Source organism: Sphingomonas sp. YR710 (assembly GCF_900101455.1).
In the GTDB taxonomy this organism is placed as follows: Bacteria; Pseudomonadota; Alphaproteobacteria; order Sphingomonadales; family Sphingomonadaceae; genus Rhizorhabdus.
This window is the reverse complement of record NZ_FMZJ01000001.1, coordinates 26238-45025: the sequence shown is the minus strand read 5'-3', so window position 1 is coordinate 45025 and position 18788 is coordinate 26238. Positions and strand designations below refer to the sequence as shown.

18 protein-coding genes and 1 riboswitch are annotated in these 18788 nt (G+C 61.5%); of the genes, 9 read left to right on the top strand and 9 right to left on the bottom strand.

The genetic code is table 11. From position 1 onward, the window contains the following. Positions 1-25: 25 nt before the first annotated feature. From fdxA to BLS13_RS00230, 3 genes are all read left to right on the top strand, one after another. Positions 26-364, top strand: coding sequence for a ferredoxin FdxA (fdxA, locus tag BLS13_RS00240; protein ID WP_037527453.1), 339 nt, complete (start codon positions 26-28; stop codon positions 362-364). Between the two features lie 239 nt (positions 365-603). Then, positions 604-1122 (top strand): CarD family transcriptional regulator, encoded by a 519-nt coding sequence (locus BLS13_RS00235; RefSeq protein ID WP_037527451.1) that lies wholly within the window; start codon positions 604-606, stop codon positions 1120-1122. Positions 1123-1274: 152 nt separating this feature from the next. Further along, a complete protein-coding gene (locus tag BLS13_RS00230; RefSeq protein WP_093448736.1) occupies positions 1275-1976 on the top strand; it encodes a head GIN domain-containing protein in 702 nt (233 codons plus the stop codon). Between the two features lie 4 nt (positions 1977-1980). Here BLS13_RS00230 and BLS13_RS00225 read toward each other — a convergent pair whose 3' ends face one another. Both BLS13_RS00225 and mgtE read right to left on the bottom strand, forming a co-directional pair. Beyond that, complete coding sequence (locus tag BLS13_RS00225; RefSeq protein ID WP_093448733.1) at positions 1981-2394, bottom strand: DUF1489 family protein; 414 nt, start codon at positions 2392-2394, stop codon at positions 1981-1983. A gap of 7 nt (positions 2395-2401) precedes the next feature. Beyond that, positions 2402-3808, bottom strand: a complete 1407-nt coding sequence (gene mgtE, locus BLS13_RS00220; protein WP_093448730.1) for a magnesium transporter — start codon at positions 3806-3808, stop codon at positions 2402-2404. Positions 3809-4023: 215 nt separating this feature from the next. Here mgtE and BLS13_RS00215 point away from each other — a divergent pair, with 215 nt between their 5' ends. After that, on the top strand, positions 4024-4488 hold the full coding sequence (locus BLS13_RS00215) for a peptidylprolyl isomerase (RefSeq protein ID WP_093448728.1): 465 nt from the start codon (positions 4024-4026) through the stop codon (positions 4486-4488). Positions 4489-4539: 51 nt separating this feature from the next. Here BLS13_RS00215 and BLS13_RS00210 read toward each other — a convergent pair whose 3' ends face one another. Beyond that, the gene (locus BLS13_RS00210) at positions 4540-5424 is read right to left on the bottom strand and encodes a LysR substrate-binding domain-containing protein (protein WP_093448725.1); all 885 of its coding nucleotides are present in this window, start codon (positions 5422-5424) and stop codon (positions 4540-4542) included. Between the two features lie 279 nt (positions 5425-5703). On the opposite strand from BLS13_RS00210, the gene BLS13_RS00200 reads away from it, so the two are divergent. The 3 genes from BLS13_RS00200 (at position 5704) to BLS13_RS00190 (ending at position 8989) form a co-directional block, all read left to right on the top strand. Further along, a complete protein-coding gene (locus tag BLS13_RS00200) occupies positions 5704-6336 on the top strand; it encodes a class I SAM-dependent methyltransferase (protein ID WP_093448720.1) in 633 nt (210 codons plus the stop codon). Positions 6337-6461: 125 nt separating this feature from the next. After that, a complete protein-coding gene (gene rpoZ / locus BLS13_RS00195) occupies positions 6462-6803 on the top strand; it encodes a DNA-directed RNA polymerase subunit omega (protein WP_093448717.1) in 342 nt (113 codons plus the stop codon). 89 nt (positions 6804-6892) lie between these two features. Next, positions 6893-8989, top strand: coding sequence for a RelA/SpoT family protein (locus BLS13_RS00190; RefSeq protein WP_093448714.1), 2097 nt, complete (start codon positions 6893-6895; stop codon positions 8987-8989). Positions 8990-9543: 554 nt separating this feature from the next. On the opposite strand, the gene metA is transcribed toward BLS13_RS00190, so the two are convergent. Beyond that, positions 9544-10518: a homoserine O-succinyltransferase gene (metA, locus tag BLS13_RS00180; RefSeq protein WP_093448709.1), complete on the bottom strand. Its 975-nt coding sequence runs from the start codon at positions 10516-10518 to the stop codon at positions 9544-9546. Between the two features lie 44 nt (positions 10519-10562). Then, positions 10563-10668, bottom strand: a riboswitch (SAM-I-IV-variant riboswitch). Positions 10669-10780: 112 nt separating this feature from the next. Here metA and hisC point away from each other — a divergent pair. Together hisC and BLS13_RS00170 are read left to right on the top strand one after the other, a co-directional pair. Further along, positions 10781-11881: a histidinol-phosphate transaminase gene (gene hisC / locus BLS13_RS00175; RefSeq protein WP_093448706.1), complete on the top strand. Its 1101-nt coding sequence runs from the start codon at positions 10781-10783 to the stop codon at positions 11879-11881. Continuing rightward, positions 11881-12786 carry a prephenate/arogenate dehydrogenase family protein gene (locus BLS13_RS00170; protein WP_093448703.1) on the top strand — a complete coding sequence of 302 codons (906 nt, stop codon included), beginning with the start codon at positions 11881-11883 and terminating at the stop codon, positions 12784-12786. Before hisC ends, BLS13_RS00170 begins: the two co-directional genes overlap by 1 nt. A gap of 56 nt (positions 12787-12842) precedes the next feature. Here BLS13_RS00170 and BLS13_RS00165 read toward each other — a convergent pair whose 3' ends face one another. The 5 genes from BLS13_RS00165 to ftsE all read right to left on the bottom strand — a co-directional run bounded on the left by BLS13_RS00165 (position 12843) and on the right by ftsE (position 18781). Further along, complete coding sequence (locus BLS13_RS00165) at positions 12843-15707, bottom strand: TonB-dependent receptor plug domain-containing protein (protein ID WP_093448701.1); 2865 nt, start codon at positions 15705-15707, stop codon at positions 12843-12845. Positions 15708-15949: 242 nt separating this feature from the next. Further along, a complete protein-coding gene (locus BLS13_RS00160) occupies positions 15950-16648 on the bottom strand; it encodes a lysophospholipid acyltransferase family protein (RefSeq protein WP_093448698.1) in 699 nt (232 codons plus the stop codon). Beyond that, entirely contained in the window at positions 16648-17181 is a 534-nt protein-coding gene (locus tag BLS13_RS00155; protein WP_093448695.1) for a YdcF family protein, read from the bottom strand. The genes BLS13_RS00160 and BLS13_RS00155 overlap by 1 nt, the downstream gene beginning before the upstream one ends. Continuing rightward, positions 17178-18080, bottom strand: coding sequence for a cell division protein FtsX (locus BLS13_RS00150; protein ID WP_093448692.1), 903 nt, complete (start codon positions 18078-18080; stop codon positions 17178-17180). The genes BLS13_RS00155 and BLS13_RS00150 overlap by 4 nt, the downstream gene beginning before the upstream one ends. Continuing rightward, on the bottom strand, positions 18080-18781 hold the full coding sequence (ftsE, locus tag BLS13_RS00145) for a cell division ATP-binding protein FtsE (RefSeq protein WP_176943391.1): 702 nt from the start codon (positions 18779-18781) through the stop codon (positions 18080-18082). Before ftsE ends, BLS13_RS00150 begins: the two co-directional genes overlap by 1 nt. Positions 18782-18788 lie beyond the last annotated feature (7 nt).

The following is an 18788-nucleotide window of genomic DNA, read 5'->3' as shown; positions in this document are numbered from 1 at the left end:
GGCGCTGTCGCCTGAGGGAGCCACAATGACGTACGTCGTTACCGATGCCTGCATCCGTTGCAAATATATGGACTGTGTCGAAGTCTGTCCTGTCGATTGCTTCTATGAAGGCGATAACATGCTGGTTATCAACCCCAGCGAGTGTATCGATTGCGGCGTATGCGAACCCGAGTGCCCGGCTGAAGCGATTCTACCGGATACCGAATCGGGCCTCGAAAAGTGGCTCGAGGTGAACAACAGCTTTTCCGCGCAGTGGCCGAACATCACCCGCAAGCGCGAAGCGCCAGCTGATGCCGACGAGTTCAAGGGCGTCGCCGGCAAATATGACAAATATTTCTCACCGGAGCCCGGCCAGGGCGACTGATAGCGGGCGAATTGTTCGCTTCGCTAACCGATAGACGGCACGCCGCGTAAGCGAAATGCCCTATATGCTGGCTTTTGCCTGAAGAATGTGTTACAGGATTCGTCATCGGGCGCGATCCTCTACGCGCCTGCAACAAGGAACCTGTGTTACGCTACGCCAGGACTGCTGTCGGCCGCAATAGGGAGAAGGTGCGGACCAGACGGAACCAGGCTGGGCATTCCAGAGAAAGGTCTTACTAAATGGCTGCCAAGGCGCTGAGCTTCGTCGTCGGCGATTATGTCGTGTACCCCAAACATGGTGTCGGCCGCGTGGTCGAATTGCAAAGCCAGGAAATTGCAGGCGCCAAACTCGAACTGTACGTCCTGCGTTTCGAAAAGGAGCGGATGACGCTCCGCGTTCCTACCAACAAGGCCGAAGCTGTTGGCATGCGCAAGCTTTCGTCGAATGTGACGATGAGCGAAGCGCTGGCGACGCTCAAGGGCAAGCCCCGGATCAAGCGCACCATGTGGTCGCGCCGCGCTCAAGAATATGAAGCGAAGATCAATTCCGGCGATCTCGTCTCCATCTCCGAAGTCGTCCGCGATCTCTTCCGCGCCGACGATCAGCCCGAGCAGAGCTATTCCGAGCGGCAGATCTTCGAAGCGGCCACCAGCCGCCTGGCCCGCGAACTCGCGGCAATGGAAGCGGTGGACGAGCCGACCGCCCAGGAAAAGATCCTCGACATCCTCCGCAAGGCGGCCGCCATTCACAACAAGTGAGGCGATCGCCCGACAGGGTGACGGAAAGCAAGAGGCGGTCCTTCGGGGCCGCCTTTTTCTTTTGTCCGCAATTCAAATCGCTCGGCACGCTTGCTCGCCGCATCAGTTGCTGTATTATTGATGCAATACAGACTATCCGAAAGGACCGCTCGATGCGTCTCGCTTTTGCCATCGCCACCTGCGCCGCAACACTATCGACCGCGCCGGCCCTCGCCGCCAATCGGGCGTTCCCTGTCATCGGCTTCGAAAAGCTCAACGTTGAGGGGCCATATACCGTGCATGTTCGCACGGGCCTGCGTCCCTCGGTCAACGCGCATGGGCCGCAGAGCCGGCTCGACAAGCTGCTGATCGAAATGCATGGCGATACACTGTCGATCTCCACGGTGAAAAGCACATGGAACTGGGGATGGTCGATGGGCGATCATGACAATGTCGTCATCGACGTGACCGTGCCGATGCTCAACGCGGCAAAGCTCACCGGATCGGGTGACGTCAACATCGACAATATCCGCACGCCGGCCTTCGAAACCGCTCTGACCGGATCGGGCGATCTCGCAATCGCCCATCTCGAAACCGGACGGTTGACCGCAACCCTGACGGGATCGGGCGATCTGACCTTGAACGGCAAGGCCGGCCGCGCCGATACCGCGGTGCGCGGCTCGGGCGATCTTAAAGCGGCCGGGCTCGCGGTGGAAACACTGGCAGGAAGCGTCACCGGATCGGGCGACCTAACGGTAGGCCCGGCGCGGCAGGCCAACCTCTCCGTCACGGGATCGGGCGATATCGCAGTTGCAGGACACCCCGCCTGCACGACCAGCAAACATGGCTCGGGCGATATCCGCTGCGGCGGATGAGGTTCTATATCAGGCCCAGATTGGCCAGTTCCGCCTCGAGCGCCGGCGGAATTTGGCCTTCGGGATCCACGCTATCAGCCAGATCGGGTGGCGCATCCGCCCCGGCAAGATAGCGCCAACCCTGATGCGCGCGCCGGGTGACCGGATGTACAGGGATGAGGCGGGCATCGAGGCGGATCACGCAATGGCCGTCTTCGGCCTCGGCAAAGCCGAGGATGCGCTGGCGCATGCCGAGGCGATGCTTCGAGATCCAGTAGAGCGAGCCCCCGATCAACTCCTCGGCCCGTTTCGGCCGGTAGCGCGTCGTGATGGTGACTTCGCCGTCTTGCGCGCGCGCGTCGAGACGCGTCCGCAAATCATCGAAGTCGGCGCATCCGAAGGCTATGCGCGTGATATTGAGGGGATGTGCAGCCGCCATATGCCGATCAGCCGTGCAGCCCCCAGAGCGCGGCGAGACCCAGGAAAGTGAAAAAGCCCATGCAATCGGTCGCCATCGTCACGAACACCGCCGACGATACCGCCGGATCGATCTCCATCTTCTCCAGAGTCAGCGGAATCAGTACGCCCGCCAGTCCGGCAACGAGGTTGTTGATCAGGATGGCTAGCCCGAACACGATCGACAGCGAAGGATAACCATACATCACGTAGCTGCCCACACCGATCAGCATACCGAGCAGCGCGCCATTGGCACCAGCGATCCTGAACTCGCGCAGGATCATGCGGACCGTGTTCGATTCCGTCAGCTGATTGGTGGCGAGCGCACGAACGACCACCGCCAATGTCTGCGTGCCGGCATTGCCGCCCATGCCCGACACGATCCCCATCAGCGCCGCCAGCAGCGCGAAACGGGCGATTTCCCCTTCGAATAGTCCGACCACGGAAGCAGCGACCATGGCGGTACCCAGATTGACGACCAGCCAGATCACACGGGTGCGGATTGTCAGCAGGATCGGCTGGTTGATGTCGCCTTCGCCCGCACCGGACAGCAGCAGCGCGTCCTCGCCGGCCTCTTCCTGGATGATGTGAACGACATCGTCGACCGTGATCATGCCGACCAGCCGCCCCGAAAGATCGACCACCGCGGCCGAAATCAGCGCATATTTCTGGAAGCGCAGCGCCACTTCCTCCTGGTCCATATCGACCGGGATCAACGTCTGCTCGCGCTGCATGACGTCGCTGACCGCGATCGATCGCGGCGTGCGCATGATCCAGCTCAGCTTGCACGTGCCGATCGGATGATGCGCGGCGTCGACGACAAACACTTCCCAGAAATCGGTCGTCAGATCCTCGTTGCGCCGCAGATAATCGAGTACATCGCCGACCGTCCAATGTTCGGGCACCGCGATCAGATCGCGCTGCATCAAGCGGCCGGCTGATTCCTCGGGGTAGGACAAGGCCTCCTCGATCGCCGCGCGATCATCGGGCTCCATCGCGCGCAGCACCGCGCGCTGATCTTCCTCCTCCATCTCCTCAATGATGGAAACCGCGTCGTCGGTATCCATCTGCGTGGCGATTTCGGCGACTTCGTGCGGCTGCAGCGCGTCGATCAGCTCGTCGCGCACCCATTCGTTCATCTCGGACAGCACATCGCCGTCGAGCAGTTCGGCGATCGCCGCCGCGATCGGGCGCCGCATATCCTTGGGCGCGAGTTCGAACAGATCGGCGATATCGGCGGGATGAAGCGGCCGCACGAGGGCGCGCGCGCCCTCGGTATCACCCTCTTCGACACAGGCGATGACCGCGTCGACGAACGACGAATTCAGCCGATCATCATCGTCATGCAAGCTCGACGAACGGACAAGATCGACGGTTTCAGATTCGGATTCGCTCATACCGTCCTCCGCCGGACTCACAACTCGCGCCGCCCTAGAGGATTTCGCGCGGCGATGAAATCCACGCACTGCCGCGATTCGCCGAAGGATTGTTCGAATATGCATTCGGCCTAAGGGCGCTACCACCCGCCCGATCGGCAATCATCGCTCGCATCTGCGCCGATCAATCGATAGGGACGACGCCAGATTTTCAAACCCGTCGAGGAGATTTTCCGATGTCCGATCCCGAAAACACCCTGATCATGACGCTGGAGAGCGGCGATGTGATCATCAATCTGCGCCCCGATCTGGCCCCAGGCCACGTCGATCATATCAAAGCCCTCGCGCGCGAGGGTTTCTATGACGGCGTGGTCTTCCACCGCGTGATCCCCGGGTTCATGGCGCAGGGCGGCGACCCCACTGGCACCGGCATGGGTGGTTCCGACAAGCCCAACCTCAAGGCCGAATTCAGCAAGGAACCCCATGTTCGTGGCGTCTGCTCGATGGCGCGCAGCTCGAACCCGAACAGTGCGAACAGCCAGTTCTTCATCTGCTTCGATGACGCCCGATTCCTTGATAGCCAATATACGGTGTGGGGTTCGGTCGAATCGGGCATGGAGCATATCGACGCGCTGCCGAAGGGCGAACCGCCCCGCGCACCTGGCAAGATTGTGTCGATGAAGGTAGCCGCCGACGCCTGACGCAACCAAATTCCTCCCCGAGCGCGTCTCGGGGAGGAATTGATCTCACCGTCAGCCGTTCGATATCGTGCTGAAAAGCCAGTCGTGAAACAGCCTGACCGCCCGATTCGACAGCGCCGGGCGACGGCAGGCAAACCAATAGCTGTACGGACTGGTGATCCGCTGATCGAACAGATTGGTCAGGCGATCATCATGCGCCTCGTTCAAATGACCTTCGAGCATGAAGGCAATACCCAGGCCCTGTGCGGCAGCGTCGAGCATCAACTGCCCCGAATCGAAATGATCGACCGCAGCCGGCTCCAGATCGGGCACGCCCATCGCCTCACGCCACGCCGTGAACAGTTCGGGCATGTCGCGGTGAAGAAAAATCGTCATCCGGCTGAGGTCCTCGACTTTCCGGAGCGGATAACGGCCCTCGAGCAACGATTTACTCACGATCCCCACCGCGCAATCGCGATCGATGCGGCGGCCGTAAAGGCTCGAATCGACATCGCGCGCCAGCACGATCGCGGCATCAACCCCTTCTCCCAGACGCGCCAGCGCATGAGCAGCCGTATCGATATCGATATGAAGTTCAGGATGACGCTGACGGAGCGACGGTAAGCGGCCAATCAACCGCTGCGACGCAAACAGCGGAAGCACACCCAGTCGCAATCGCAGCAACTCACTCTCGCCCGATGTCGAGTCGATTGCCAGCGTCAGCGCATCGAGCGCCGGCGCGATCCGCGCAAGCAGCAATTCGCCGTCCGACGACAACATCATCGACTGATGCCGACGTTCGAACAAATTACGACCCATGAAACGTTCGAGCGCCTGCACACGGCGACTAAGCGCAGGCGAAGACAGCGCCAATTCCTCGGCGGCAGCCTTGACCGAACCCAATCGTGCGACCTGAACGAATGCCTCAATGGCCGTGAGCGGCGGCAGCCTGCGCATCGGAACCCTCCTGAAACACCGTTGTATCGCAATCAGACGATAGGAACACGTTAAATGGTGCGCCGCAATATTTCGTTTACGCGACCGAAACAAGCGAGAAGCGTGACAACGCGATGACGGGCGCTTTCGGCCCGCGTTCCGGTGGCCTTACCGACCATCATGCAACTTACGGCAATCAAATAGGTTTGATCTATCCAACCGTCCGTAAGCGTTGCCCTTGCCTTTAGCAGCATCATTTGCGAACGGAGACCATACGACCAACAGCCCGACAGGAGCATCATGGGTGAATTCTCGGCGGAGCGAGCGCTCGAAGGGAGCGCGAGTGCCCGTAAATCCGGCTCCGCACCACATCCCTTCGCCCTGTTTTTTCGGGAGTTCCTTCGCCATCCGGTGATGATCGGATCGATCATTCCGTCGTCCCAGCGCACAATCGACCGCATGCTTTCGCGCGTGGACTGGCCCAATACGAAGTTGTTCGTCGAATACGGCCCCGGCGTAGGCACGTTTTGCGGCACGATCCTCGACAATCTGGCGCCCGACGCGACTTTGCTCGTAATCGACACCAATCCTGTCTTCATCGATTTCCTTCGCCGCAAGTTCACCGATTCGCGTTTCGTGGCGGTGCTCGGGTCGGCAGCGGACGTGAACGAGATCATCATCAGCCACGGCTTCGAGAAGGCCGACTATGTCCTTTCGGGGCTGCCCTTCTCGACGCTCCCATCGGGTGTTGGCCCAGCCATTGCTGAGGCCACGCACCGCGCCTTAAAGCCGGGTGGTGCTTTCCTGGTCTATCAATATTCGCCTTACGTCGTGCGCTTGCTGGAACCTTTATTCGCGCGAATCGACCACGGTTATGAATTTTGGAACATTCCGCCCTGTGGCCTGCATTGGGCATGGAAGGACGAGGAATAATCGCGGCAAAATCAACACCTGCGGCGATCCCGATCGATCCCGACGGCATTTTCCTTTACATTTCGGGCTCTGGCTGCTAGCCGCGCCCCCTTTCCTTACCTCCTGTTTCTATCGGAGCGTTCAGTATGGCGCGCGTCACTGTCGAAGATTGCGTCGACAAGATTCCCAACCGGTTTGATCTCGTTCTCATGGCAGCCCAGCGGGCCCGTCAGATATCGGGCGGGGCCGAACTCACGCTGGATCGCGATCGCGATAAAAATCCGGTCGTAGCATTGCGCGAAATCGCCGAGCAGACCGTTTTGCCCGACGACCTGCATGAAGCCGTGGTCAGCTCACTTCAGCGTGTCCGCATCGACGATGAGGATGCGCCCGATGAAATCGGCTCGTTGTCGGCTTCGGCCGAAGCGCTGCGCCTCACCGCTGCCGCTCCGCCGCGCAACCAGAACATCGGTTCCGACTACGAATAGGCATGTTGACCGGAATTTGTGGCATTTCAGTCACGAATTCCGGCCTTTACCTGTTGCAAAAGCGCATCTCCTACCCCCATCATTGAGGGGTGTTGCGACAATATGAACTTGTAGACAGGGTCCTCGCTTACGACCCGGACGCCGATGAGGCGTTGCTCAATCGCGCCTATGTGTTTTCGCTGCAGGCACATGGTAGCCAGAAACGCGCCAGCGGCGATCCCTATTTCAGCCATCCGATCGAAGTCGCGGGCATATTGACCGACCTTCAGCTCGATGACGAGACGATCGCGACGGCGATCCTCCACGATACCATCGAAGACACGGTCGCGACCGCTGAACAGATCGAGAAGATATTTGGCGCGTCGGTCGCGCGGCTGGTCGACGGAGTCACCAAACTCTCGAAAATCGAAGCGCAGACCGAAAACGAGCGCGCCGCGGAAAATCTGCGCAAATTTCTGCTCGCCATGTCGAGCGATATCCGGGTTCTGCTCGTCAAGCTGGCCGATCGGCTGCACAATATGCGGACGCTCCATCACATCCCGTCCGAGGCCAAGCGCCGGCGGATTGCCAAGGAGACGATGGATATCTACGCCCCGCTCGCCGAGCGGATCGGCATGTATGAATTCATGCGCGAGATGCAGACTTTGGCGTTCCAGCAGCTGGAACCGGACGCCTATGATTCGATCACCAAACGCCTCGATCAGCTTCGCGAAGGCGGCGGCGATCTGATCTCGCGGATCGGATCGGGGATCCGGCTGCAGCTGGGCCGCAACGGAATTCAGGCTGAGATTATGGGGCGCGAAAAGCACCCTTATTCGATCTGGAAGAAGATGGCCGAACGGCACATCAGCTTCGAGCAATTGTCCGACGTGATGGCGTTTCGCGTGATCGTGAAGACCGTCGACGAATGCTATCGCGCGCTCGGCATTGTCCATCAGCGGTGGCCGATGGTGCCGGGCCGGTTCAAGGATTATATCTCCACACCCAAGCGCAATGGTTATCGCTCGCTGCACACGTCGGTGATCCATTCGGAAAAGATGCGCATCGAAATCCAGATCCGCACCGAGGACATGCATGCCGAGGCCGAATATGGCTTGGCCGCACATTGGGCCTACAAGCTGGGCCAGCCAGCGCGGAGCGAGGGCAATTCGGGCTGGATCCGCGATCTGGTCGACATCCTGGAACATGCCGATAATCCGGAGGAACTTCTCGAACATACGCGGATGGCGATGTATCAGGATCGCATCTTCGCGTTCAGCCCGACCGGCGAACTGATCCAGTTGCCCAAGGGATCGACGCCGATCGACTTCGCTTATGCTGTCCACACCGATCTGGGAGATCAGGCCGTCGGGGCGAAGGTAAACGGTCGCGTCGTCCCGCTGCGCACGCCGCTTGAAAATGGCGATCAGGTCCAGATATTGCGATCGAAGGCGCAGGAACCGCAGCCGGAATGGTTGAGTTATGCGATCACCGGCAAGGCCCGCTCATCGATCCGGCGCTTCGTTCGCCATAAGGAGCGCGAGGAGATGGTCGCGCTTGGCCGGAAATTCTACAAGGAGATCGTCGGCCGCATCCCGGCCCAGCTCGGCCCGGACGCCATTCGCAATGCACTCAAACGCCTCAAGGTTCCGGATGAAGAAACCTTGATGGAGGCGATCGCCCGCAAGCTTGTCGACGATGCGACGGTGATGGATGCGCTGATGCCCGGCAGCGCCGAGAAGGCAGGGGTGAAGCGCGAGGTCCCCCATCAACGCGAGGCGATTTCGATCAAGGGATTGACGCCGGGCGTGGCCTTTCAGCTCGCGCCGTGCTGCAATCCCGTGCCGGGAGACCGCATCGTCGGACTGCGCCGCGAAGACCAACCGGTCGAAGTCCATATGATCGAATGCCCGAAGCTGGCCGACAGCCAGGATGCCGACTGGGTCGATCTGGCGTGGGGCGACAAGGCCGATGGCGGCACCGCCAAACTGCGCGTGATCGTGAAGAACGAGCCCGGCTCGCTTGGCGTGATGGCCGGCATATTGGGCGCGCACAAGGCCAACATCGTCAACCTGTCGCTGTCGCACCGCGACCGCAGCTTCCACACGAACGACGTGACGATCGAGGTCCACGACGTCCAGCATCTGATGAAGATATTGGCGGCGCTGCGGGCGGCCGACGCAATTTCGGCGGCCGAACGGGTGTGATCAGAGCGCGGGCGTCGCTTGCAAATGCCGACGGTCCCGCCATCTGAAGCAGTCGATCTTTCATGGACCCGCGCCAGGCTCGCAATCGGGGCCTTCACAAGCGTGATTGTGCAGGCCTCCTTGACGAGAATCCCCTGGGAACGCCCCGATGGCGCGAGATTTGCCACGCGTTATCGGGGGGGGGGGGCACAATCTGGCCAAATTTTGCCAAAGCCGCTAAGGAAGTTCATATGAGTACGATGAACATATCTCTACCGGAAACCCTTAAAAACTTCGTCGATCAACAAGTCGCTGGGCGGGGTTTCGGGACCAGCTGCGAATATGTGAGGGAGTTGATCCGCAAGGATCGGGACCGCCAAAAGGTTCGCCTGCTCTTGCTCGATGGCGCTGAGACCGCGCCGACCGACGTCATTGGCGCAGCATATTTTGACGACTTGCGCGATCGGGCACGGAACCGCGTCGCACGGTGACTGCCAAGCGCGTGCTTCACGCCCGGCGAGATATCGCGTCCTAGATGGCCAAATAAGCCGTCTCTTTTGTCGCCGCCCCCGAGGTCAGGCGCTTCGTTTGCGCGGCAAGGCGATAGCGGGCCGCTCGGCTCGCGCAGACACCTCATTGCCAATCTCGTCAATCACGAACGGCGTGGTCTGGTAGATCTCGTTGATCCAGTTGCCGAACAACAGATGCGCATGGCTGCGCCAGCGGTTCAGCGGCGGCTGGCTCGGATTGTCGTCCGGAAAATAGTCGTGCGGCGTGGGGACAGGTTTGTCCGACGCAAGATCGCGGAAATATTCGTCGCTGAGCGAATGCGAATCATATTCGATATGGTTGAACATGTGCAGCGATCGATGCGCCGGATCGTTGAGCAGACACAGGCCCGCCTCTTCCGACTCCATCAGGACATCCATGCCGCTATCGGCCGGCACATCCTCCCGCCGCATCTCCGACCAGCGCGAGACCGGAACCGAGAAGTCATCCGAAAAGCCGCGCAGATAAGGTGAGGCCGGCGCCAGGTTGCGGTGGCGATAAACGCCGAACATCTTCTGCGGCAGCAGATATTTGGTCATGCCGTGGAAATGGTGAACCGCAGCCTGCGCGCCCCAGCAGATGTTGAAGCAGCAATGGACATTGGTCTGCGTCCAATCGAAGATGCGGCGCAATTCGTCCCAATAGGTCACCTGTTCGAACGGCAAGGTTTCGACCGGCGCACCCGTGACGATGAAACCGTCGAACTTCTCCGATCGGACATCTTCCCAATCGTGATAGAAGGAGATTATGTGGTCGCTCGGCGTGTTGCGCGCGACGTGGTTGGTCATCTTGACGAGGGTAAGCTCGACCTGCAACGGCGAAGAGCCGAGCAGGCGTGCAAGCTGGGTCTCGGTCTTGACCTTGTTCGGCATCAGATTGAGCAGGCCGATCCGCATCGGCCGGATATCCTGCCGAACGGCATCGGCCTCGCGCAGCACCATCACGCCTTCGGCTTCCAGGGTGGCACGGGCGGGCAGATTGTCCGGAATCTTGATCGGCATCGAATTCACTCACGTCCTGAAATTTGCGACAGGACCGAGAGTGGCATGACCCGTTTCGTTGCCGGTTCGGCCACATCCTTCCTTACGGAAGCGCCACCTTGCCCGGAAAGCAGGTTGGCGTCGGGCACTGCCCAACTCTTGATGTATGGTCTTCCTAGATAAAATAAGAGCCGTTTACAATGGATGAATGCCGCTCGCTTGTCGCGCGGACTTTCCCCACACCGCTTGTCAAGGCCGGCCCCGGCGCATAGACGGCCCGCTTATGATCAGACCCATTCCCAAGCCCTGGATCGATGCGATCGCGCCTTATGTTCCAGGGCGTTCGACGACCGATGACGGCCGCAAGGTCGTCAAGCTATCATCCAACGAAAATCCGCTCGGAACCAGCGATGCGGCCCGCACCGCCTTTGCTGCCGGCGCGCTGTCGCTCGACCGCTATCCGGACGCCGCAGCTGCCGATCTTCGCGAAGCGATCGGCGCAGCTTACGGCCTCGATCCGGCGCGCATCATATATGGTACCGGATCGGACGAAGTGCTGCACCTCGCCACCGGCGCCTTTGCCGGCGTGGGCGATGAGGTGTTGTTCGTCCGCTACGGATTTTCGGTCTATCCGATCGCCGCGCGCAGAGTGGGTGCCGAGCCGATCGAAGCCGATGATCGCGACTATGCGACCGATATCGACGCGCTGATCGCGAAGATCGGCCCGAAGACGCGCGTGATCTTCGTCGCCAATCCGAACAATCCGACCGGCACCTATTCGAGCCGTGCGGAGATCGCGCGGCTCTACGCGGCAACACCGGCCGATTGCCTGCTGGTGATCGATCAGGCCTATGCCGAATATCTCGAGGAAGCCGATGACGATGGCGGGCTCGAACTCGCCAAATCCGCGCCGAACGTGCTGGTCACGCGCACCTTCTCGAAAATCTACGGCCTCGCCGCCGAACGGATCGGCTGGGGCTACGGCCCCGCGGAGGTGATCGACGCGCTCCACAAGATCCGCGCGCCGTTCAACGTGACGACCGCTGGCCAGCAGGCGGCGATCGCGGCGCTGGGCGATACCGATTTCGTCGCGACCAGCCGCAACCATAATCTGCAATGGCGGGCGTGGTTCGAGGAGGAGATTGCCAGCCTTGGCAACAAGGGCTTGCGCGCGGTGCCAAGCAAGGCCAATTTCTCGCTGGTGCTGTTCGAAGGCGCACTGACTGCCGAGGCAGCCTATAACGGACTGATGGATGCCGGCTACATCGTGCGCTGGCTTCCTGGCCAGCAGCTTCCCCATGCGCTGCGCATCACGATCGGCACCGAAGCGGAGATTCGCGGACTGATGACGGCGCTGCGCAAGCTTGTGGAAGCCGCCGGCTGATGCTGCCTTTCTCGCGCGTTGCGATCATCGGGCTTGGCCTGATCGGATCGTCGATCGCCCGTGCGGTCAAAGCGACGATGCCGACTGTGCGCGTCACCGGCCATGACGGCGATGCCGGCGTGCGCGATCGCGCCCGCGACCTCGGCTTCGCCGACGATGTCACCGATACGCCCGGCGCGGCTGTTATCGACGCCGATCTGGTGATCCTGTGCGTGCCTGTCGGCGCGATGGGCGCGGTTGCGCAAAGCATCGCCGCCGATCTCCCGCCCGAGGCGATCGTCAGCGACGTCGGCTCGTCGAAAAGCTCGGTGCTGGCGGCGCTGACCGCCGCTCTGCCGGACAATGCCATCATTCCCGCCCACCCGGTCGCTGGTACCGAGAATAGCGGCCCCGACGCCGGCTTTGCGACTTTGTTCAACGGCCGCTGGTGCATCGTCACCCCGCCCGAGGGCGCCGACGAGACCGCCATCGCCCGCATCTGCGAATTCTGGAAACGGCTCGGCGCTGATGTCGAGACGATGGATGCGAAGCACCACGATCTGGTGCTCGCCGTCACCAGCCACCTGCCCCACCTGATTGCCTATACGATCGTCGGCACCGCATCCGATATGGAAGAGGTCACGCAGAGCGAAGTGATCAAATTCTCGGCCGGCGGCTTCCGCGACTTCACCCGCATCGCCGCCTCCGATCCGACGATGTGGCGTGACGTCTTCCTGTCGAACAAGGATGCGGTGCTGGAGATGCTCCAGCGCTTCTCCGAGGATCTGACCGCGCTCCAGCGTGCGATCCGCTGGGGCGATGGCGATGCCTTGTTCGAGCTTTTCAGCCGCACCCGCGCGATCCGGCGGAGCATCATCGAACAGGGCCAGGATGACAGCCGGCCGGACTTCGGCCGCGAACACTGACACGGTATTCAGCACCGGGCCCTTCCACCAGCGAAAGAGCCCGGTGAGGACGCGACCTACATCTTGTACGCGATCTTCAGATAACCGAACTGACCCGGAATATCGTAGGTCGTCGCGTCGAAATTCGGCCCGGTGCAGGTATTGCAGGCTGGCGGATTCAGGTTGAACACGTTGTTGACGCCCGCGGTCATCACGATCTTGTGATCGAACTTGGCCGGCGAGAAGGTGAACTGAAGGTCGCTGTAGAGGCGGCTGTGCATCTTGTGGCCATCCGACTCCACCACGCTGTGGATGTAGCGCCCGACATAGGACGCCCCGAAATCGCCGAGCTGCCAGTCGAACACGCCCGTCCCCTTGAACTTGGGGTAGGATTGATCGGGGAATCCACGCGTCGTGCCGCGATAGCTGGTGGTGGTGATGCCGACCGCCGCAGGCACGATCTCGTCATATTTGATCAGATAGTTGCCGGAGAACTGATAGCCGAAGGCGCCGAAGCGGGTCGGCTCGGTGCGATAGTTCAGCGTCAGATCGACGCCCTTGGTCCGGATCCCGCCGATATTCTGCAGCAGGCCGTTGATCCGGGCGATCGTGCCGCTGGCCGTACGGATCACCGAAGCGCAACTCAGCGCGTCGCCGGCTTGGGCGCAACGGGCGAGCGTGATTCCGGGAAGGATAGGCGCGATCGCGTTGGTAACCTTGATGTCGTAATAATTGACCTCGACATTGAACAGGCTGCCAAAGCCTTTCTCGCGCACCCAGGATGGGCTGTACACGCCGCGGAACAGCAAAGTCCGAGATTTTTCGGGCTTCAAGGTGGTGCTGCCGCCGGTCAGAACGGGAAGCTGGCCGCCATTGGGCTCCTGATAGCTACCGCTTGCCGGCACGCCGTTGGCGATGCAATTGGCCCGTACCGTTGCCGACGTCTGCCAGGGCGATCCCGCGACATTGGTGCAGGGATCATCGATCGGCGCATCCGAGCGCGATGCCGCGCCGAACAGTTCCCCGATGCTGGGCGCCCGGAAGCCCTGCGCATAGGAACCGAAGAACAACACGTCGGAGACGGGCTTCCACGTTCCGCTGCCGGTGAAGCTCGTATTCTTGCCCCCGATCGAAAGCTTCGTGTGGCGCACGGCCCCGTCGAGCTCAAGCGTTTCGAAGAACGCCGTATTCTTCAGCAGCGGTACGCGGACTTCGCCGTAGAACTCGTCCGAATGATATCCGCCCGCCGCGGGCTGTGCCGGGATATCGGCCCCGAGCCCCGCGCTGATGATCGCATCGGGCGTGAAGCTCCCCTGCTGGATCCGATGCTCGTAGCCAAGCGCAAAGCCAACCGCGCCAGCCGGCAGCAAATCGAACAGGTCCCCGCTCAGATTGGCCGTATAGTCTTCCAATCGCTGCGAACTCTTGTCCTTCTCATCGAAACCCACATAAGCGAGCATCGCGGGCGTCACCGATCCGGCGCCGCCGAAGATGTTGAAGGGCACGCACGGCGCGGTGCAGTTCGCGATCGGCCCCAGCGCGCGCGCCAGATTGGCGGCGTTGACATTGCCCGTGAACAATTGATGCGCGTCGTTCCAGCCCAGTTCGGCGTTAACGTCCCAATACCATTTCTTTCCGGCCACCATGAACGAGCCATCGAGACCGCTGTTCAGCGACATGGTATCGACACGCTGCGTATAGGTGCGCTGGCCGGCCTCGATCAGCCGGCGACGGACAGTGGAATAATTGGCCGGCGGATTGCCGGCGCCACCGGCCGATAGCGTTCGCCCGAACGGGTTATACGGGTTGGTGACATCGATCGAGATCGTGTCCAGCAGATTGCCGTTGCCGGCATCCGGGCCGATGAACAACGGCAGGAACGCCGCCTGATTCTGCGAATTGCGATGCGTGTACAGCGCCTTGACGTGGAGGGTTATATCCGGGGTCAGCTCCTGTTTGACGTTCGCGAAGCCACTATACCGTTCCGACGGGGTCAGGAGGTAGTTGAACGGTGAGAAGTTAAAGCGATCTGCCGTCGTGAGCAGCTTGAAGTCGCTGTTCGGGCCGGTCGGATCCAGCGGGTCGTAGCGTGGCTTGCCGGCGACCGGCGCCTTCAGGGTCAGCGTCGGGCCGCCGACGGCGAAAAAGCCGTTGAGCGTCGCGCTCGAACAGCCGCCGACCGGATCGGTGCAACTCGTCTGCCCCGGGTTAGGGAATTGCGAAATCGATCGGTCGCGCGTGCGAACCGCATCCTGCTTCACATAGCTGCCGCCGAACACGACGCTGGTCGTCGGCCCCTTCACGCCATAGCTGAGATTATAATCCTGGGTGTGGCCGTCGCCCTGGCGGAAGGTGCCGAACTGGGCGGATGCCTGCAGCCCCTTCTGCGAGGATTTGGTGATGACGTTGACGACGCCCGCAAGCGCATCCGAACCATAAAGCGGCGACTGCCCCGACTGGAGCACTTCGATCCGCTCGATCGAACTCACCGGAATCGTATTGAGATCGACTGTCGATGGAATACCGCTGGCGCTGGCGCCGTTGACGAAGCGTACGCCATCGACCAGCACGAGCGTCCGCTTCGCCCCGAGGTAGCGCAGGTCGATCTCCGCCGAACCGGCGCCGACGCCGCCGCCATCGGGCGGATTGCCAATATTGCCGCTGTTGTTCACCTTCGAATTGAGGCCGCCGCTGGCGCTGGGCAGGCGCTGCAACACATCGGCGACGGACGACAGGCCGGTCCGCGCAAGCGACGCCTGATCGACGGTGACAACCGGCGTGTCCTGCGTGAGGGGATCACGGCGGATGCGCGATCCGGTGACAATGATGTCGCTCGCCGATCCCTCGTCCGCCGGCGGCGCAACCACCTGTGCGGTCGCCATGGCCGTGTCCAGCAGCACGAAAGCAGGCAAAAGGATACCGCATCGCAAAAGCGTTTTCATCCGCACGATTCCTCACTTTTTTGGGGTTATGCAGATATGATCATCGCATTGCACAACGCTGGCAAGCCGGAATCTGCAATATTCTCGTAATATATCTCAAAAGAGAAACATGACGGCGGCGGCGGCGAAGTCGGCTTCAGCTATCTAGCCGGAAATTTCGGCCCAACCGATCCCGCATTGCCATTACCGCACGGGATTGCCACGTCGCCACCAGCGGACCGAACGATCAGCCGCGCTTCCGATTAATTCGCTTTTTCGTTCTCCAGCGCGTTGATCGCCGTATGAACCCGCGCCTCAATCTCTTCGCGGGGCAAGCCCGGCGGAATAGGTTCGCCGAACCGCATCCTGACGATTCCCGGTTTCTTCACGAAACTATTGCGCGGAGAAACTCGGCCGCTGTCGAGCGCGATCGGCACCACAGGCAGGCGAAGTTGCTTGTACAGGCCGGCGAAGCCAGGACGCAGCGGTGGCTGGTCACCCAGCGGAACACGCGTACCTTCCGGGAAGATCAGCACGCGACGGTGCGCTTCCCGGGCCGCAGCGGCGGCCCGCATCATGCGCCGCAACTCCTTCGCCGAACCTTCGCGATCGACGGGGATGACGCCATAATCGCGAGCCACCTTTCCGAAAAACGGGAGATCGGCCAGTTCACGCTTCACGACGACCGCAGGATCGCCCAGAATAACGAGAAGATCCAGCGTTTCGAACATCGATTGATGCTTGGCGGCGAACAGGAAGGGCCCGTCGGGAATCGTTCCTTCCACCACGGTACGAATGCCGAGGAGCCAACGCGCGCACCAGCGATGAAGCAGCGCCCAATGCTGGGCATGCCAGCACAGGGCCTTGTCGCCGAAACGCACGGTGATAAAGGCGGTCAGGACCGCAATAATCGTGATCAGGTAGAATATGATCGCGAACAAAGTGGACCTGATAAAGTTCATCATATTCCGATCAAGGCAGCTAAGCGCCTTAGCAAATATTTGTTATACTCCCGCAACAGTCCCGCCAGATCCGGTTCGGACGGAACGGCATCGGCGGTCAGCTTCACGTTGGCCGACAACATCCTTGCCAGGTCGAAGCGAGCCCGGGCCATATGCCAGTCCGACGTGACCAGCCGGATCGAGCCATAATGGTTGCGCGCGACCCATCCTGCCGCTTCCTCGGCATTGGACCGTGTATCAACCGATTCATGTCCGAGATCGACACAGCAATCGATCAGCGCGTCGGCCGCGTGAAATTCGCTTGCCAGTTCGTGCGGTCGTACCCGACGATCGACCCCGGATATCAGCAATCTTTTCGCTTTCTTCGCGCGTAGCAACGCAAGCCCCCGCTCGATCCGGCCGCTGCTGCCGGTCATCACGACGATCCCGTCGGTCAGGATCACCTCCTCGGCCGGCTGCGGCAGAAACAAAGCGAACACCATGAAGCCCGCCGCCCACAGGATCACGACAGCGCTGACGATGCGCGCGATCACAGGCGATGCTTCAACGCGATCAGGATGGTAAGTCGCGCCGCGAGCATCGCGAGCAGCGTCCCGATGACCGGCAACAGCGCCAATATCGCCCAGGCGAACGTCGGCAGTCCGATTGCGCCAAGCAGATCCGACCCAAGCTCGACGATCCGGCGTCCGACCGCGACCACCACAACCGCCGCCAGCGCAAGCCCCAGCACACCGCCGAACAGCGCATCGAGCGCGATGCGGCGCTGGAACAGGCGGGCGATCTGTCCATCGGTGGCCCCCAGATGATGCATCACGTCGATCGTTGCCTGATGGGTGTTGAGCGCCGCCCGTGCGGCCAGCACCACCGTGAACGCAGTCGCCGTCGCCATCAAGAGCACAAGCATCGCCGCCAGCCAGCGCAGCGCCCCCATCAGCCCGGCCAGCGGCGCGAGCCATTGGCCATGTTCGTCCACACGCGCGGCAGGTGCGATCTCCCGGACGAGACGGGTGACGGCCTCGATCCGATTGCGGGCATCCTCGCCGAAGCGGACGTCGATCATCGCCGGCACCGGCAGATCATTGTCGGCCAACCCGGCGCCGAGCCAGGGCCGCAGCAGATCGGTGATCTGCCGATCGCTGATCCGATCGACGGCGACGACCCCCGGCATCGACCGCACCCTCGCCACCACGAGTTGCGCCGCCGCGGCACGCCGCGCGGCATTCGCATCGACGATCTGGATCGTGATCTGCCCGGCCAGATTATTGTCGAGTTCGCGCGCGGCGAATCCCAAAGCCAGCCCGGCCGCCGCCGACAGCGCCATCAGAAACATCATGATCGCGATTACCCACGGCATCGGACCGGTCAGCCGGCCTTCGGGCAGCAGCTTGCGGGCGGCGGCACTTGTCAGCCATGTCTGCGCTCGGCCCACCATCAACGGCGCCTCGGCGGATGGCGCAACGTACCGGTGGGATCGGAAACCCGGCCACGATCGAGCCGAATGATCTCAGCGCCCGCCACCCGCTGCAGCAACTGCACGTCATGCGTCGCCACGACGATCGTGGTGCCGAGCTTGTTGAGCGCATCGAACAAATAGAGCAGCCGTTCGGCCATCTCCGGATCGACGTTGCCGGTCGGCTCATCGGCGACCAATATTTCCGGGCGCCCGATTACCGCGCGCGCGATCGCCACCCGCTGCTGCTCGCCGCCCGACAGGGTTGCCGGCCGCGCACTCGCCCGACCGGACAGACCAACCCATTCGAGCATTTCGCAAACCGGCGTGTCGATGTCGGCCTCGGGCACGCCGTTCACGCGTAGCGGCAAGGCGATATTGTCATAAGCGGACAGATGCGGCACCAGCCGGAAATCCTGGAACACCACGCCGATCCGTCGTCGGAAGCCGGGCATGCGATCCCGCGGCAGCGTCACGATATCCTCGCCAAACATGCGGATGACACCGCGACTGGGCCGCTGCGCGAGGTAGATCAGCCGCAACAGCGAACTCTTGCCGGCCCCGGACGGCCCGGTGAGAAAATAGAATGCGCCCGCAGCGAGCGAGAACGTGACATCCGAAAGTGTCTCCGCGCTGGCCCCATAGCGCAGACCGACATTTTCGAACTGCACGATGTTCGACACCGCGCCT

Bases quoted from the DNA above. Each gene is read 5' to 3' on its own strand.
- mgtE (WP_093448730.1), bottom strand. From the start codon at position 3,808: ATGAGCGAATCCGAATCTGAAACCGTCGATCTTGTCCGTTCGTCGAGC.
- BLS13_RS00165 (WP_093448701.1), bottom strand. From the start codon at position 15,707: ATGAAAACGCTTTTGCGATGCGGTATCCTTTTGCCTGCTTTCGTGCTG.
- rpoZ (WP_093448717.1), top strand. From the start codon at position 6,462: ATGGCGCGCGTCACTGTCGAAGATTGCGTCGACAAGATTCCCAACCGG.
- BLS13_RS00170 (WP_093448703.1), top strand. From the start codon at position 11,881: ATGCTGCCTTTCTCGCGCGTTGCGATCATCGGGCTTGGCCTGATCGGA.
- BLS13_RS00235 (WP_037527451.1), top strand. From the start codon at position 604: ATGGCTGCCAAGGCGCTGAGCTTCGTCGTCGGCGATTATGTCGTGTAC.
- BLS13_RS00160 (WP_093448698.1), bottom strand. From the start codon at position 16,648: ATGAACTTTATCAGGTCCACTTTGTTCGCGATCATATTCTACCTGATC.
- BLS13_RS00210 (WP_093448725.1), bottom strand. From the start codon at position 5,424: ATGCGCAGGCTGCCGCCGCTCACGGCCATTGAGGCATTCGTTCAGGTC.
- metA (WP_093448709.1), bottom strand. From the start codon at position 10,518: ATGCCGATCAAGATTCCGGACAATCTGCCCGCCCGTGCCACCCTGGAA.
- BLS13_RS00150 (WP_093448692.1), bottom strand. From the start codon at position 18,080: ATGGTGGGCCGAGCGCAGACATGGCTGACAAGTGCCGCCGCCCGCAAG.
- BLS13_RS00215 (WP_093448728.1), top strand. From the start codon at position 4,024: ATGTCCGATCCCGAAAACACCCTGATCATGACGCTGGAGAGCGGCGAT.
- fdxA (WP_037527453.1), top strand. From the start codon at position 26: ATGACGTACGTCGTTACCGATGCCTGCATCCGTTGCAAATATATGGAC.
- BLS13_RS00230 (WP_093448736.1), top strand. From the start codon at position 1,275: ATGCGTCTCGCTTTTGCCATCGCCACCTGCGCCGCAACACTATCGACC.
- BLS13_RS00225 (WP_093448733.1), bottom strand. From the start codon at position 2,394: ATGGCGGCTGCACATCCCCTCAATATCACGCGCATAGCCTTCGGATGC.
- hisC (WP_093448706.1), top strand. From the start codon at position 10,781: ATGATCAGACCCATTCCCAAGCCCTGGATCGATGCGATCGCGCCTTAT.
- BLS13_RS00200 (WP_093448720.1), top strand. From the start codon at position 5,704: ATGGGTGAATTCTCGGCGGAGCGAGCGCTCGAAGGGAGCGCGAGTGCC.